Origin of the sequence: Vibrio sp. 10N.247.311.14 (assembly GCF_041467715.1) — a bacterium.
GTDB classification, from domain to species: Bacteria; Pseudomonadota; Gammaproteobacteria; order Enterobacterales; family Vibrionaceae; genus Vibrio; species Vibrio crassostreae_C.
In genome coordinates this window covers 1-16,458 of sequence record NZ_JBFSVE010000010.1, presented here as the reverse complement: position 1 = coordinate 16,458, position 16,458 = coordinate 1, and the positions used below count along the sequence as shown (strand labels likewise).

The window sequence follows — 16,458 nt, the reverse complement described above, 5'->3', positions numbered from 1 at the left end:
TCTACTCGAGTGCATTGGTTGTTGGTCTATATTGTTAGATGTGACTACGATAACTATTTCTGCAAAAGAGTCAGGTGTATAGAGGTGTTAGATTTTAGATGTGGAATAATGAGTTACTATAGTTGATATGCAACTTAAGCGGTATTGATTGCGCTAGGCTGTTAACTTTGGAGTTGGCGATTATTCAAGGATGAAATAATGGCATTAAAAAAAATTTCGTTACGCTTTACCGTTGGAACAATGTTCATACTCGCGACTGTGCTAACGGCTGTGGTTGCGGTCTCTCTTCAATACTACTTCAGTAAAAAAATGGCGACGGAGAATACTCTGTCAAAGTTGACGATGGTATCTCATTACCTGAGTGATTATATCGGCGCGATTGACTCTGACGCAGCCAACACCGCGCGTTTACTTGCTACAGTGAAACGATCTATCAGTAACAAAATATCGAAAGAAGAGTCGCGTAGTATTCTTTCTGAAGCCATTAAAGATAACCCTCTCTTTTATAGTATTTACATTGGCTCATCCGATGAAAATTTCTTCCAAATTATTAACCTAGAATCTGCCCCTGTCGTTAGAGAAAAAATAGGAGCACAACAAACGGATCGTTGGGTTGTGGTTGAGATTCAAAATATAGGGCAGGAGCGAGTCCGGACAACGAAATATTTTGACCAAGAGTTTTCCCTCAGAAGCTCAACTACGGAGCAGAGTAACTACTTTCCAACGACCAGGCCTTGGTATGTTGCTGCCAATGTTCTGTCGGTCGAAAAAACTCAGCCATATCTTTTTCAGCATTTACAAATTACCGGACAAACTTATTCTTTAGCGTTTGAGTCGAAAATCGAATCTGAAATTCAACATGTGATTGGTATTGATATTGTGCTGTCTTCTTTGGCTAACAAATTATCAGGTACGGCGCTTGGATTAGCAGAAGATAGTAAGGTTGAGTCTTTCTTATATTCGAAATCGGGTAACATTATTGCGTCTAACCTCAAGGTTAATAATCAGGAATCGGAGTTTGATGTATCAAAACTGATGCTATCATCTGAGCAAAAAGCCTTGGTTAATGATACTCCTCCGCTTTTAGTGTCTAATCAAAATGATTGGGGGCCGATGGACTTTTCAGTGGCGGGAAGACCAGACGGCTATGCGATAGACCTTCTCAAAATGATTGGTGGTATGACTGGGATCAGGTTTGAATTTGTGAATGGTTTTTCTTGGGGAGAGCTTGTTAATAAGTTTCAAGAAGGAACTATAGATGGGCTGCAATCGGTGCAAAATTATAAAAATAATGGCATAAGCGGCCTCTACACCACTCCAATCTATGATTTACCGTTTGCTATCGTGACCAGAGAAGACGCGAAGATTATTACTAATTATGCCGAGCTTGAGGATAAAAAAGTGGCCATTTTATCTGGGCGGTCAATTATTCCTAAGCTAAGGGAAGACTTTCCGAATATTGATTTAGTTGAGTTTGAAAACCTAGAGTCCGCATTTGATTCAATTGAAAGCGGAGAGAACTTTGCATTCTTAGACGCTGAACCCGTACTCTCGTTTGCATTAGATAGGTTTTTCCAACCAGGCCTTGTTGTAAATGGGGCTCTAGAAGATCTAAAACAGAACTACTCAAATCAATTCCATTTGGTGTTGCAGAGCAAGCATAAGCAATTGCTTCCAATTATTGACAAAGCTATCGGCAGGTTAAGTGATGAACAACTTGATACCTTAGCGAAAAAGTGGCTCCATGATACCGGCTTTAATACGAATACGACGGTTCCTTATATTGAACTTTATGATTTGACTAAGGAAGCAACGGTTGAAGGCAGTATGGTAAGGGTAGAGTTGAATGGCGAGATCAAACATCTCTATTTAAAGAAAATAGACACGGGCGAACACTACTCTGAGTATTTTGCGGTATTGATTCCCGAATCTGAAGTCTTCAGTACAGTCAATAAACGTCTAGCAACCTCTGTTGGTGTAACGGTGTTACTGATGAGTTTGACGTTGCCTATTGCTTGGACTTTTGGTGCGCCGATAGTGCATCCAATTCGCCAATTAGAGGAAGAGACTCATAAGGTTAAGCTGCGTGATTATGACAACGTGACAATTCTTGATACTCGAATCAAAGAAGTGTGGGAATTATCTGTTGCCGTAAAAGATATGGCTATGGAGATTAAACGACATGAACAGATGCAAGAGGCGTTTGTTGAGTCGTTTATCAAGCTCATCGCTCAAGCGATCGATGATAAGTCCGCTTATACGGCAGGGCATTGTAATCGTGTACCAGAACTCGGCTTGATGTTGGCTGACGCGGCTGAACAATCACAATCTGAGCACTTCAAAGACTTTGAGTTTAAAAATGATGACGAACGCCGTGAGTTTAGAATTGCGGCTTGGCTTCATGATTGTGGCAAGATCACGACACCGGAACACATCGTCGATAAAGGTACGAAGCTAGAAGCGAACTACAACCGAATCCACGAGGTGAGAACTCGTTTTGAAGTACTTTGGCGTGATGCGGAAATCACTGCTTTGAGAAAACAACTTGAAGGTACTCTATCAACGCAACTGATAGCCGATGAGCTTGCGGCAACGAAACAGCAGCTACAAGATGACTTTGCCTTTATCGCGATATCAAACGTTGGTGGTGAGTTCATGAGTGACGACAAAGTTGCTCGCATTCGTTCGATAGCTGAGACGACTTGGATGCGTAACTTTGATGATCAACTTGGTCTATCACCGATAGAAGCCTTGAATCGAGAATCGAGTTCAAGTTTGCCAGCGACAGAGCTGCTGTTAAGTGATAAGCCTGAACATATAGTGAAAAGAGATAGGCCGTTAGAGTTTGACCCGAAACATCAAATCAAAATGGATGTGCCGGAGCATCTATACAACTTAGGCGAAGTCTACAATCTGAGCATTGCACGTGGTACGTTAACTGCTGAAGACCGATTCAAGATAAATGAGCATATGCTTGGCACGATTAAGATGCTTGAGAATCTGCCATTCCCGAAAGAGCTAAGCCGTGTTCCTCGCTATGCTTCGACGCACCACGAAACACTCAAAGGCACGGGATATCCAAGGAAGTTGACTGGCGACGATCTTTCAATTCCAGAACGTATTCTGGTGATCTCCGATATTTTTGAGGCATTAACCGCTGCGGATAGGCCGTATAAGAAAGCGAAGCCAATCAGTGTTGCTGTCGACATCATGTACAAAATGGCGTTGGACGAGCATCTCGATATCGAACTGTTTAGATTGTTCTTAACCAGCGGTACTCACCTGCGTTATGCAGAAGAGTATCTCAAACCGGAACAAATTGATTTCGTTGATATCAACAAATACCTAGAAGTTACTCGTCAGATAGCTTGATTAAAGGTTGGCTTGTTAGAACGGGTTCGATGAATGAAAGGCGCACATGAGTGCGCCTTTTTTATATCTGTTTATCGGTGAGCTGGTGGATAGATACGAAGGGGGCTGCTTTTGACAAGTTTCGGCTATAAGTTGTCGACATATCGATTTCAAATGATTTTAGGGTAGATAGGGGGTTAGTGACTCTTACTCTGATTAAATCGATAAATAACAGATGGTTGAGTTGTTTGTAGTGTCCTTTTGGATTAGTTTTAATCGTCTATGAAAAATACTACCTTAGTCTAAATTGTCGACAATTGGCTTGATTGTCGACAATTCAATCGTGTATTTTATGTTCATGTTATGAAATTGTTGACAGTTAGGGTCGGCAATCAGAAGTGAGCAGCGTGAATATGAATACTGCGATAAAAGATCTCACCTTAAGTGCAAACACGAAAACACGTGTGAGCAACAAAGAAAACACCAAGTCGGAAAATCTGACAGAGTATCTCGTTGAGGCGATTGTTAACGGTGAATTAGCACCGGGCAGTAAGATCTCGGAGCCTGAACTGGCTAAACGCTTTGAGGTAAGCCGAGGCCCATTACGTGAAGCGATAATGCGTGTTGAAGGGCTTGGCTTGATTGAACGCATTCCTCATGTAGGGGCTCGAGTTATTACTTTTTCGGCAGACAAACTACTCGAGTTGTACGCGGTACGAGAGGCATTGGAAGGCATGGCGGCTCGCTTAGCAGCAAGACATATCACACAAGAAGAGCTTGTCGGGCTTGAAGGATTATTGTCGACACACTCAAAATACATCGATGAAGTCGAAGGTTCTTCTTACTTTCATCAACATGGGGATTTCGATTTCCATTACCGCATTATTAAAGCGAGTCGTAACAGCAAACTCATTTCGCTGCTGTGTGATGAGCTTTATCACCTATTACGCATGTACCGCTATCAATCGCCTAGGGCTCAGTCTCGGCCCAAAGAGGCGCTCGATGAACACAAATACATCCTACAAGCGATTCGCAACCGTGATGAAGAGCTAGCAGAAATGCTAATGCGAAGACACATCTCGGGAAGCCGATTACTTATAGAGCAACAAATTCAATCCAAAGATCTTGATTAATTGGCGACTGGTATTTGCTAGCGGTTCTTCGCTGGCGAGAGCTAAACATCAGTAGTCATAAAGATTAGAAATTAACAATTAACAGGGAGCGTCATTATGAAGTTATCAGCAGGAGCTAAGTTCCGACAAGCTGTGCAAGACAACGACCCATTGCAGATCGTCGGTACGGTGAATCCGTATTGCGCGATGATGGCAAAGAACTTAGGGCATCAGGCGATCTATTTGTCGGGTGGAGGTATCGCCAATGCGTCTTATGGTTTGCCTGATTTAGGTATTACGACATTGAACGATGTGTTGGTGGATGTTGAACGTATTACCAACGCGTGTGATCTGCCATTGCTGGTGGATATCGATACGGGATTTGGTGGCGCATTCAATATTGCACGTACCATTCGCGCTATGGAGAAGGCAGGCGCAGCTGCAATTCATATGGAAGATCAAGTGGCCCAGAAACGCTGTGGTCATCGACCAAATAAAGCGATTGTGAGCCAGCAAGAGATGGTCGATAGAGTCAAAGCGGCAACAGATGCTAGAACCGATGAGAGCTTTGTGATTATGGCGCGTACGGATGCATTGGCGGTTGAAGGTATTGATAGTGCGATTGAACGAGCGATTGCGTGTGTTGAAGCGGGCGCTGACATGATTTTCCCTGAGGCGATGAATCAGCTAGACCAATACGTGAAGTTCTCGGCGGCGTTGAAATTAGCAACGGGTAAGCACGTGCCTATTCTTGCGAACATCACTGAGTTTGGCCAAACGCCACTCTACAACTGTAATGAGTTGGCCCAATCAAGTGTCGACATGGTGCTTTATCCATTGAGTGCGTTCCGTGCGATGAACAAAGCGGCGGAGAATGTTTACAAGCACTTGTTAGTTGAAGGCAATCAAGAAGCTCTGTTGGATTCAATGCAAACCCGTAAAGAGCTTTACGAACACCTGAATTACCACGACTACGAAAACAAGCTTGATCAGTTGTTTTCAAGTGAAGGGTAAACCAGTTTCAATTAATCAAAAATCAACTTAATCCAATAACGTGAAATGGTTAGTCGCCATATCCAGTACCGATCATAAAGATCATCGGACATATAAACAGGCAGCACCAAAGAGTGCAGGCGGCTAACACAGAAAAGGAGTTCACCATGTCTGTATCTTTGAGTGATAAAGCAGCTGTCGAAAAGGCTTCAACAGAAAACCAACAACAAAGCGAAAAACCCGAAATCAAACCAGCCAGCGCACCTGCAATCGGTGGTGCTGGTCTACGTGGCCAAAGTGCGGGAACCACCGCGCTATGTACCGTAGGCCAGTCAGGAACGGGTTTAACTTATCGTGGTTACGATATTACCGACCTTGCTAATCATGCTCAGTTCGAAGAAGTGGCGCATCTGCTACTAAGGGGTCACTTACCCAGTGAAAAAGAGTTAGACAATTACAAAACGTTGTTGATTGGTTTACGTGGCTTGCCTCAACCTTTGAAAGCAGCACTAGAGCTTATCCCTGCAGACGCTCATCCAATGGATGTGATGAGAACGGGTTGTTCAATGCTAGGTAATCTAGAGCAAGAGTCTGATTTTTCTGAGCAACTCCCCGCGACCGAACGAATGCTCGCACTTTTCCCTGCGATTATTTGTTACTGGTATCGCTTTAGCCATGATGGCGTGCGCATTGACACTGAAGATCAAAGCGAAGCGTGTCTGGGTGGCTACTTCTTGAAGATGTTAACGGATAAAGCGCCGAGTGAACTTCACAAGAAGGTAATGCACTGCTCGCTCACCCTGTATGCGGAACATGAGTTTAATGCTTCGACTTTTGCCGCTCGTGTGTGTGCATCAACCCTGTCTGATATCCATTCGTGTGTCACCGCAGCGATTGGTACGTTGAGGGGCCCTTTACATGGCGGTGCGAATGAAGCCGCGATGGAAATGATCCAAGATTGGCAAACCGCCGATGAAGCGGAAGCGAACATCATGAATATGCTCGTCAACAAAGACAAAATCATGGGCTTCGGTCATGCCATTTATCGTGAGAGCGACCCACGAAATGCTCTAATCAAGCGTTGGTCAAAAGAGCTTGCTCAAGAGGTGGGAGATGAACAGCTTTACGCCGTTTCAGAGCGTGTTGAAGCGGTAATGAAGCGCGAGAAAGGGCTGTTCTGTAATGCGGACTTCTTCCATGCATCGGCTTACCACTTCATGGACATCCCAACCAAATTGTTTACTCCTATCTTCGTGATGAGCCGCCTTACTGGTTGGACGGCACACGTATTCGAGCAAAGAGAAAACAATCGAATTATTCGTCCAAGTGCAGACTACACCGGGCCAGAGCATCAAGACTGGCTACCAATCCATTTACGTTAGTCCTCTATATCGAGCCGACTTATATCTCGAGGTGACTTTTCTCTTCATGTGATAAGGCCTCGAGAACCAACGAATAGAATTTAACAGATAATGGTGGATGTATGTCTGATGTAAAACTTGAAAGAAACCAAGAGCTTGATGAAAACAAGTATCGAAAGGTTTTACCGGGAACGGGTTTAGAATATTTCGACGCTTGCGAAGCGGTAGAAGCAATATCCCCGGGCGCTTATAAAACCTTGCCTTATACGTCGCGAGTGTTGGCAGAGCAATTAGTAAGACGCTGTGATCCTGAAACCCTTGAAGACAGCTTAAAACAGATCATTGAACGCAAGAGCGACTTAGATTTTCCTTGGTATCCTGCGCGAGTGGTGTGTCATGACATTCTAGGTCAGACCGCTTTAGTTGATTTAGCTGGCTTACGCGATGCGATTGCCGACCAAGGCGGAGACCCTGCCAAGGTGAACCCCGTTGTCGAAACTCAACTGATTGTTGATCACTCTTTGGCAGTGGAACATGCCGGGTTTGATAACGAAGCATTTGATAAAAACCGCGCGATTGAAGAGCGCAGAAACGAAGACCGTTTTCATTTTATTGAATGGTGTAAAACCGCGTTTAAAAACGTGAGTGTGATCCCAGCGGGTAACGGGATCATGCACCAGATTAACTTGGAGAAAATGTCTCCAGTTATTCAATCTAAAGAAGGCATCACGTTTCCTGATACTTGTGTTGGTACCGATAGCCATACACCGCACGTTGATGCTCTGGGCGTTATTGCGATTGGTGTGGGCGGCTTGGAAGCTGAGACAGTGATGCTCGGTCGTCCGTCGATGATGCGATTGCCTGATATTGTAGGCGTTAAACTGACGGGTCAACGACAAGAAGGGATAACTGCAACGGATATTGTGCTTGCGATTACTGAGTTCCTTCGCAATGAGAGAGTGGTCTCAAGCTATTTGGAATTCTTCGGTGAAGGGGCTCGTGCACTGACCATTGGTGACCGCGCAACCATCTCCAACATGACGCCAGAGTATGGTGCAACAGCCGGTATGTTTTACATCGATGAGCAGACCATACAATACCTAAAGCTGACAGGACGCGAGCCTGAACAGGTTGAGTTAGTTGAGCTATACGCTAAGCAAACTGGCTTATGGGCCGATGATTTAGATTCTGCTCAATACGAACGGGTATTAGAGTTTGATCTGTCTAAGGTTGAACGCAATCTTGCAGGGCCGTCTAACCCACATCGTCGTTTGCCAACTAGAGAGCTGGCTCAGCAAGGCATCAGTCAAGCATCTTGGAAAGAGCAGCATGCTAAGCAGTACAGCGACGAGCAGATGCCCGATGGTGCCGTAATCATCGCAGCAATTACCTCTTGTACCAATACCAGTAATCCAAGAAACGTGGTCGCCGCGGCATTGGTGGCTAAGAAAGCCAATCAACTTGGATTAGTTCGTAAGCCGTGGGTGAAAACATCATTTGCGCCGGGCTCTAAAGTTGCCAAGCTCTATCTTGAGTCGGCAGGTTTGCTACCTGAGCTGGAAAAGCTAGGCTTCGGTATCGTCGGCTATGCGTGTACTACCTGTAATGGTATGAGCGGAGCCCTAGATCCTGCTATCCAACAAGAGATCATCGACCGCGACCTGTATTCAACCGCTGTGTTGTCAGGGAATCGAAACTTTGATGGTCGAATCCATCCCTATGCCAAACAAGCGTATTTAGCCTCACCGCCATTGGTGGTTGCTTACGCGTTGGCTGGCACGATTCGCTTTGATATCGAGAAAGACAGCTTAGGCACCGACAACAATGGTAAGCCAATCTACTTAAGTGATTTATGGCCGAGTGATGCCGAGATCGATGCTGTTGTCGGTGAGCACGTTAAGCCTCAGCAATTCCAACAGATCTACGTGAAAATGTTCCAGCCAGACGAGGAACAGGTGACTACTGAACCGCTTTATGACTGGCGACCTCAAAGTACCTATATTCGCAGACCACCTTATTGGGAAGGAGCTCTGGCGGGAGAGCGAAGCCTATCTGGTATGAGACCTTTAGCGATTCTGGGTGACAACATCACCACAGATCACTTATCCCCTTCAAATGCGATTCTCGCTTCGAGCGCTGCGGGGGAATACCTCACCAAAATGGAAGTGCCGGAAGAGGACTTTAACTCTTACGCGACCCATCGAGGCGATCACTTAACCGCGCAACGAGCAACATTCGCCAACCCTAAGCTGTTTAACGAAATGGTGAAGGACGCTGGAGAAGTCGTGCAAGGTTCATTAGCAAGAGTTGAACCTGAAGGTCAAGTTACGCGAATGTGGGAAGCGATAGAAACTTACATGAATCGTAAACAACCCTTGATTGTCGTTGCTGGTGCCGATTATGGACAAGGTTCATCACGTGATTGGGCAGCCAAAGGTGTGCGTTTAGCGGGTGTTGAAGTGATTGTTGCTGAAGGGTTTGAACGAATTCACAGAACCAACTTAGTTGGCATGGGCGTGCTGCCTCTGCAATTCAAAGCGGGAACCAATCGCAACACCTTAGAGTTGGATGGCACTGAGCTTTACGACGTGTACGGCGACATTGAAGCGGGTTCTGATTTGGCTCTAGTCATCACTCGTAAAAACGGTGAAAAGCTTGATGTTCCTGTGACCTGCCGACTAGACACGGCAGACGAAGTGAATGTTTATAGCGCTGGTGGCGTGTTGCAACGTTTCGCCAAAGACTTTCTTGCAAATTAGGAGCTAGTTATGAACATCAAACAGATAAAAGTACCTGCTACCTACATGCGGGGCGGAACAAGCAAAGGCGTTTTCTTCAACTTAAGTGATTTACCTGAGGCTGCGCAAGTTACCGGAGAAGCTCGAGACGCATTACTTCTGCGCGTGATTGGTAGTCCAGATCCTTATGGCAAACAAACCGATGGCATGGGTGGTGCAACATCCAGTACCAGTAAAACCGTTATTGTTTCGAAAAGTAGTAAAGCCGATCACGATGTTGATTACCTATTCGGCCAAGTAGCAATAGACAAGCCGTTCGTTGATTGGAGCGGTAACTGCGGCAATCTGTCTGCTGCAGTGGGCCCATTTGCTATTCATAGTGGTCTAGTCGACTCGAATCGTATTCCAGAAAACGGTGTGGTCGAGGTGCGAGTATGGCAAGTGAACATAGAGAAAACCATTATTGTTCATGTACCTATCGCTGGTGGCGAAGTTCAAGAGTTGGGTGATTTTGAACTCGACGGTGTGACTTTCCCCGCCGCTGAGATCCAAGTTGATTTCCTAGACCCCGCCGATGCGAGTGGCTCTATGTTCCCAACAGGGAATGTTGTCGATTTTTTAGATGTTCCCGATCTGGGTTGCATCAAAGCGACATACATTAATGCTGGGATACCCACCATTTTTGTTGATGCTGAATCGGTTGGCTACCAAGGCACTGAACTTCAATCAGATATCAATAGTGATACCAAAGCCTTGGCTCTGTTTGAATCCATACGAGCACATGGTGCAGTAGCAATGGGTCTTATTGATTCTTTAGAACAAGCTGAATCATGTCAACATACACCTAAAGTCGCGTTTGTTGCTAAGCCTCAAGCGTACCAAGCTTCCAGTGGTAAATCGGTTGCTGTCGAAGATACTGACCTTCTGGTGCGTGCTTTGTCTATGGGGCAACTGCACCATGCCATGATGGGTACGGCTGCGGTTGCTATTGCTTCAGCGGCAAGTGTTCCTGGCACCTTAGTGAACTTGGCAGCCGGTGAGGGAAGTCGTGATTTCGTGACCTTTGGACACCCGTCAGGAACCTTAAAGGTAGGTGCGAAAGCGCTGCAGGCCGAAAGTGGGTGGAAAATAGAGAGGGCGATTATGAGTCGTAGTGCCCGAGTGATCATGGAAGGTGCCATTCGTGTGCCTTTTCCCAAGTAAAGCGATTGTCGTGAACGGTTAAATGTTCACGAATACAACGCTGAGAAAAGAGTGCACCCAAGTGAAACTGTTAAAAGCTAGTCGCTTGGACTAATGGATAAATCATGGAGGAGGCACTATGTCTGCTACGAATCGAATGACTAGAAAAACAGATTACATCACCGAGTATCAATGGGCGAGGGAAGACCCAAATTCGTTTTGGGAAACACAATCACAAGCGATAGATTGGTTTGAACCACCAAAAACGATATTACAAACTGACGATAACGGAATTGAGCGTTGGTTTCCTGATGGGGTGATGAACACCTGCTGGCTCGCGCTGGATTATCATTGTGAAAATGGGCGAGGTGACAATACCGCACTGATTTACGACTCTCCAGTTACAGGAACTCAATCCTCGTACACTTACAATCAATTGCGTAACCAAGTGGCTAAAGTCGCTGGTATGTTAGCCACGCAAGGCGTTACCAAAGGTGATCGTGTGGTGATCTACATGCCAATGATTCCTGAAGCGGCGATGGCAATGTTGGCCTGTGCACGACTAGGTGCGGTGCATTCGGTGGTGTTTGGTGGTTTTGCCCCTCATGAGCTTGCCGTTCGAATTGAAGATGCCGAGCCCAAGGTGTTGATTACTGCATCCTGCGGTGTCGAGATAAATAAAGTCCTGCCATATAAGCCGATGGTCGATCGCGCGATCATGGACAGCCGATGGAAGCCTGAGAAAGTGGTGGTATTCCAAAGAGAGCAGTCTCTAGCCGAATTGAACAACGAACGTGATGTACTTTGGCAGCAAGCTGTTGAGGATGCTTTGCCTCACGTATGTGTGCCTGTTCTAGCGACTGACCCACTATATATCTTGTATACATCAGGGACGACGGGTAAGCCAAAAGGCGTGGTGCGCGATAATGGTGGTCACGCGGTCGCGATGAAATACTCGATGAGCACTATCTACGATATGCCGCAAGATGGCGTATTTTGGGCGGCTTCTGATGTCGGCTGGGTAGTGGGGCATTCTTATATTGTTTATGCACCATTGATTCATGGTTGTACTACGATTCTGTTTGAAGGTAAGCCAGTCAGAACGCCAGATCCCGGCGCATTCTGGCGAGTGTGTGAAGAGTACAACGTCGATGTATTGTTTTCTGCGCCAACAGCGTTTAGGGCCATTAAGAAAGAAGATCCTGAAGGCGAGTTGCTCACCAAGTATGACTTATCATCGCTCAAGTCGATTTTCATGGCTGGCGAGCGCTTAGACCCGCCAACATTGGATTGGGTCGAGTCTCATACCAATAAACCGGTTATCGACCACTGGTGGCAAACCGAAACGGGTTGGGCTATTTCTGCCAATCCGACAGGGCTTGAATCTTTGCCTGTAAAAGCGGGTTCTTCAACCAAGCCAATACCCGGTTACCAAGTGGAGATCCTCAATGAGTTGGGTGAAATCGCACAAACGAATCAACAAGGGTTTGTGGCACTTAAACGACCATTGCCGCCTGGTTGCTTACCCACGGTATGGCGCAATCATGATCGGTTTGAATCGGGCTATTTGAGTCAGTTCCCAGGCTATTATGTTTCTGGGGACGGTGGCTATCTCGATGAAGATGGGTATCTATTTATTATGGGCCGTATCGACGATGTGATAAACGTAGCGGGACACCGTCTGTCGACGGGAGAAATGGAAGAGATTGTGGGTGGTCACCCAGCCATTGCAGAATGTGCGGTAGTCGGGATTCATGATGACTTAAAAGGGCAGCTACCTCTTGGTTTAGTTGTGCTGAAAGATGGCGTAAAAGTCGATGGTATTGAGTTACAAGCGGAGTTGGTTGGCAAGGTTCGCAATGAGATTGGCGCGGTCGCCTGTTTTAAGCAAGCCTTGGTTGTTGAGAGATTACCTAAGACGCGCTCAGGTAAGATCTTACGTAGAACGATCCGGCAGATCGCAGAAGGTGAACAATATGTGGTGCCTTCAACTATTGACGACCCTACCAGCTTAACTGAAATTGCTGAAAAGCTCGGCAAATAGACGTCGCAGTTTAGGTAATCTCACCTTCGGCTTGTTGATTTATACATAATCCGGCGTGATGGTTTACCTAAACTCTACTTTATTCATCCGCTTATCCATTGCGTTTACTATGACCTTATTATGAATCCCACATATTGAGGTCTTTTTATGCGAGCTTACTTTTTGTTGATTGCTTTATTGGTCAGTGGTGCTGCTAGTGCCAGTATTTCAAAGGATGAAGCGAGTAGAGCGTTGTTAGAACCTTTGAGTCATCCCAAGGTATTTAAATGTGTATCAAAGACTGGCGTCGATCTCTATCAAGCGGTTTTTGATATTGGTGTGGGATATGAAGCCGACCCTATTAACTCGAAGATGATCGTTAATTCAAGGAAAGGCCGCTACGAATATCAAATCTTAGGCGCAGTAAGGTCTGAAAGAGCTGGTGAAATTGTCGTGTTAACTCGCCATGTGGGAGACGGTGTTAAAGTTGCGGCTATGATTGATGACGAAAATGGCAAGATACTGGGGATCGGCGATAAAAATCATTATCGAGATTGTGGTGTTAGGCCACCACCTAGCGTAGCAAACATGCAAAACTTTTGGTCTAAAGGCTAAGAGATATGTGAAAGGCAAGAATTATAGAGAAAGCGCGATTGAGGCGACCTTATTGGTCGCCTTTTTTGTTGGTGAGGATAAAGCGAGCTCAAAGCTATATATCATTAATCAGTTATGCGATGGCTGAATAATACATAGCTGAACATGATGTATCGTCTAAACGTGGCTTTATTTATCTCATTAACGGCTCTGCTTAAGATGGTTCTACTCAAAACGAAGAACTAAGCGAGACTCCTATGAAATTCACTAAACCTTTTCTTTTAGCGACACTGATTGTGACTCTTTCTGGTTGCGCATCACCAGCAATGGATAACGAAAATGAGAATGCCGCACGTAATCGTGGTGCGGTAGGTGGTGCTTTATTAGGAGCAACAGCCGGCGCTCTAACTGGAGATGCGAGTTTAGCCGTTAAGGGCGCTGCATTAGGTGGTGTGACCGGTGGTGTTGCGGGTTCAATGAAAGATACGGACGATGCAAGAAACGCACAACGAACCCAAGTTACTGCTGATGGTCTAGCGCAAGACAATCGCACTGATGCAGAAAAGCGAGTTGCGGAAGTAGAGGCGGAAATTAAGCTTATTGAACTGGAACAACAGCTTGCTGATCTCAAAGAAGAGAAAGAAGATAACGGTGCATAAAGCTGAAGCTACAGCAAAAGCCACAGCAAAAACCATAGCTTCGATATTCGTTTAATTCAAAATCATTCAAACAGAATGGCCACGTAATGTGGCCGTTTTTGTATCTAAAATACACACTTCAAACAATGAATTAATTCAATAACTTGTATAGATACTCACGGCAAGTAAACTAGACTCAGTTTAGATATTAATTTGGTTTGAGAAGCGCAATAGTCATGAATGTCACCTTAAGGGCCGCAAAGCACGCGGATTTGGAACAACTTAACGAGTTAATGTTCGATCTCCACCATTATCACCACCTTGCTAGCCCAGAGCACTTTAAAACGGCAGAAGAGATTGAGCAGGAAAAAAGCATTGCACGATACTTGGATGACCCTGAATGTTTGGTTTATGTGGCATTAAAAGGTGAGCTCATTGTTGGCTTTATCTCTGGGCATTTTTGTGAGCTTATCTCAACGGTCAGCAAACCAGTGCCGATGGGAAGTGTCGATGAACTGTTTGTCTTGCCTGATTATCGAAAAGAATCGATTGCTGAAAAGTTGTTTAACAAAGTTGAAAGTACTTTTGATGATTATGGGGTTGAACAAGTCTTTGTAGAAGTTTGGGACTTTAACTCGCCTGCCAAGGACTTCTATCAAAAAATGGGGTTCACACCTCACATTCAATGGATGAGGAAGGCTTTGCACAAAACGTAGACAGCGATTTTGTGTGGCTTTGATTACAATAGTTCAACTGCAACAGCAGTCTTCAATATTCTTCTATTATTTTTTAGGTAAACTCGTTGGTTATTCGATATTTATTAGTTTTCATACTGTCTCTTTTGAGTACTACTTCCGCTTGGGCAAACGACACTTTGCCCGATCATATCGCGGGCGCCTTGTGTGTAGTACGTGCTGATAACCAAATCGTGTTGGTTGATGAGTTGATCACCGGTCAATTGTCTCTACCGGGAGGCACTGTTGTTTCAGGTGAGCCGCCAGCCGTCGCGGCGCAACGTGAAACGTGGGAAGAGGCTGGTTTGTCGGTAACGGTCGGTGATGTGCTAGGTTATACCGACAGTGCCGTCGTGTTTGATTGTATTTCTGACTCTGAAGTGATCAGTTACAAGGCTCGAAATGAGTTAGGTGGCTTTGAGCTGCCGATTTGGTTTGCTCCTCATTATGGCGTGGAAGTCAGCCGAGCGATGTTACTTCCTCCTACTGAATTGCAAGATCACCAATACCGCTACCCAGAACAGTGGTCTGAGATTAACGAGCTGTTTTTATCTGCGACAGATCAACCGGTGACGTATGTGACTGAGCTGGTGGGCGCGGCACCCAAAGTCCATCAAGTTGAATTAAATTGGATTGTGTCACTTCAAAACACGTTCGATAAGATGCCAAGCGTATTTGCGAATACTGTGCTTTTGACTGACTTGTTGGCCAAGCCATGGGTCTTCATTGTGCTATTGCCGTTAATTGCTTGGTACTTTGGCCGTAACTTCGCGTTGAAGTTTGGCTTCACTTTGATCTCGGTGACACTACTTACTTTAATCGCGCACCAAGGTTTTGGTTTTCCACGTCCACACGCTTACATGCCAACATTGAAACTGGTGATGAGCAGTGGGTATAGTTTTCCAAGTCTGTTGGCTGCCTTGTGGGTCAGTTTAACCTTGTTAGTCTTTTGGAAACTAAAGCGCCTCTTGGAGCAAAAATCGATTCTGATAGTGCTCGCTGGCCTGCTGTGGATCATGCTATTTAAGTCTTATTCAGGCAGTGCGTTTTTTAGTGATGTATTAATGGGTGGTGTATTAGGCGCTTTAACGACGTGGCATATCGTGAGATTAGACGCGAAACCGGATGTTGATATTAGCGCCTTATTGAGTTCTAAAGGTGTTTGGTGGGCATTGTGCTTACTGTCGATTGTTCTGACGGTGATATGGCCACTGCCAACATTCTCATTCTGGGTGGCGATTTTGATGACGATTGCATGCCTAGTGACGTTAACAGACTCGAAACCTTTGGTTGGTCAGTTCTCATTCAAGATCGTTCTTGGAGTGATGGCGATGTTGTTAGCGGGAAATCTGCTGATTAGCTGGGCTGGAAGCTTTGTCTCTTTCAGCGGTATTGCTTCATTTATTGTTGAAACGTTACGTTTCCCAATCTTGATTCTGTTTGGTGTGGTGGCATTTCGTCTGCCATGGAAAAGAGAGTAAGCGACTCGACTAACACAAAATCAAAAAGGCTGTGCAGTGCACAGCCTTTGTCATTGTGCGCCGAGCATGGCGTTGATCTAGGAGGTGAAAGTCCTCTACGGGCTCAGTCGAGCGAGAACCGTTAGCCTATGCAAGGGTGTTCACCGTGAGGTGAAATCTGAAGGAAGCAAATGGCAAAACTTGGTTGTGACGAACAGAAATCTGATAGTAGGTCATTACAACTTGGGCAACCTAGCAATAGATAGAATAGC

The 16,458-nt window shown here is 45.4% G+C and carries 11 protein-coding genes; all 11 read left to right on the top strand.

Going from position 1 to position 16,458, the window contains the following annotated elements:
• Positions 1-198: 198 nt before the first annotated feature.
• The 11 genes from AB6F11_RS05380 to AB6F11_RS05330 all read left to right on the top strand — a co-directional run bounded on the left by AB6F11_RS05380 (position 199) and on the right by AB6F11_RS05330 (position 16,207).
• A complete protein-coding gene (locus AB6F11_RS05380; RefSeq protein WP_102393493.1) occupies positions 199-3,372 on the top strand; it encodes an HD domain-containing phosphohydrolase in 3,174 nt (1,057 codons plus the stop codon).
• A gap of 392 nt (positions 3,373-3,764) precedes the next feature.
• On the top strand, positions 3,765-4,484 hold the full coding sequence (locus AB6F11_RS05375) for a GntR family transcriptional regulator (RefSeq protein WP_102393494.1): 720 nt from the start codon (positions 3,765-3,767) through the stop codon (positions 4,482-4,484).
• Between the two features lie 96 nt (positions 4,485-4,580).
• A complete protein-coding gene (gene prpB / locus AB6F11_RS05370) occupies positions 4,581-5,477 on the top strand; it encodes a methylisocitrate lyase (protein ID WP_065204711.1) in 897 nt (298 codons plus the stop codon).
• A gap of 146 nt (positions 5,478-5,623) precedes the next feature.
• On the top strand, positions 5,624-6,838 hold the full coding sequence (gene prpC / locus AB6F11_RS05365) for a 2-methylcitrate synthase (RefSeq protein ID WP_102393495.1): 1,215 nt from the start codon (positions 5,624-5,626) through the stop codon (positions 6,836-6,838).
• Positions 6,839-6,939: 101 nt separating this feature from the next.
• Positions 6,940-9,576, top strand: a complete 2,637-nt coding sequence (gene acnD, locus AB6F11_RS05360) for a Fe/S-dependent 2-methylisocitrate dehydratase AcnD (RefSeq protein ID WP_102393496.1) — start codon at positions 6,940-6,942, stop codon at positions 9,574-9,576.
• A 9-nt stretch (positions 9,577-9,585) separates the two neighbouring features.
• A complete protein-coding gene (prpF, locus tag AB6F11_RS05355) occupies positions 9,586-10,758 on the top strand; it encodes a 2-methylaconitate cis-trans isomerase PrpF (RefSeq protein WP_102393497.1) in 1,173 nt (390 codons plus the stop codon).
• A 118-nt stretch (positions 10,759-10,876) separates the two neighbouring features.
• Positions 10,877-12,781, top strand: coding sequence for a propionyl-CoA synthetase (locus AB6F11_RS05350; protein ID WP_102393498.1), 1,905 nt, complete (start codon positions 10,877-10,879; stop codon positions 12,779-12,781).
• A 147-nt stretch (positions 12,782-12,928) separates the two neighbouring features.
• Complete coding sequence (locus AB6F11_RS05345; protein ID WP_050648228.1) at positions 12,929-13,375, top strand: hypothetical protein; 447 nt, start codon at positions 12,929-12,931, stop codon at positions 13,373-13,375.
• A 236-nt stretch (positions 13,376-13,611) separates the two neighbouring features.
• The gene (locus AB6F11_RS05340; RefSeq protein ID WP_017062298.1) at positions 13,612-14,013 is read left to right on the top strand and encodes a glycine zipper domain-containing protein; all 402 of its coding nucleotides are present in this window, start codon (positions 13,612-13,614) and stop codon (positions 14,011-14,013) included.
• 215 nt (positions 14,014-14,228) lie between these two features.
• Positions 14,229-14,708: a GNAT family N-acetyltransferase gene (locus AB6F11_RS05335; protein ID WP_017062299.1), complete on the top strand. Its 480-nt coding sequence runs from the start codon at positions 14,229-14,231 to the stop codon at positions 14,706-14,708.
• A gap of 86 nt (positions 14,709-14,794) precedes the next feature.
• Positions 14,795-16,207, top strand: coding sequence for an NUDIX domain-containing protein (locus AB6F11_RS05330; RefSeq protein WP_102393499.1), 1,413 nt, complete (start codon positions 14,795-14,797; stop codon positions 16,205-16,207).
• Positions 16,208-16,458 lie beyond the last annotated feature (251 nt).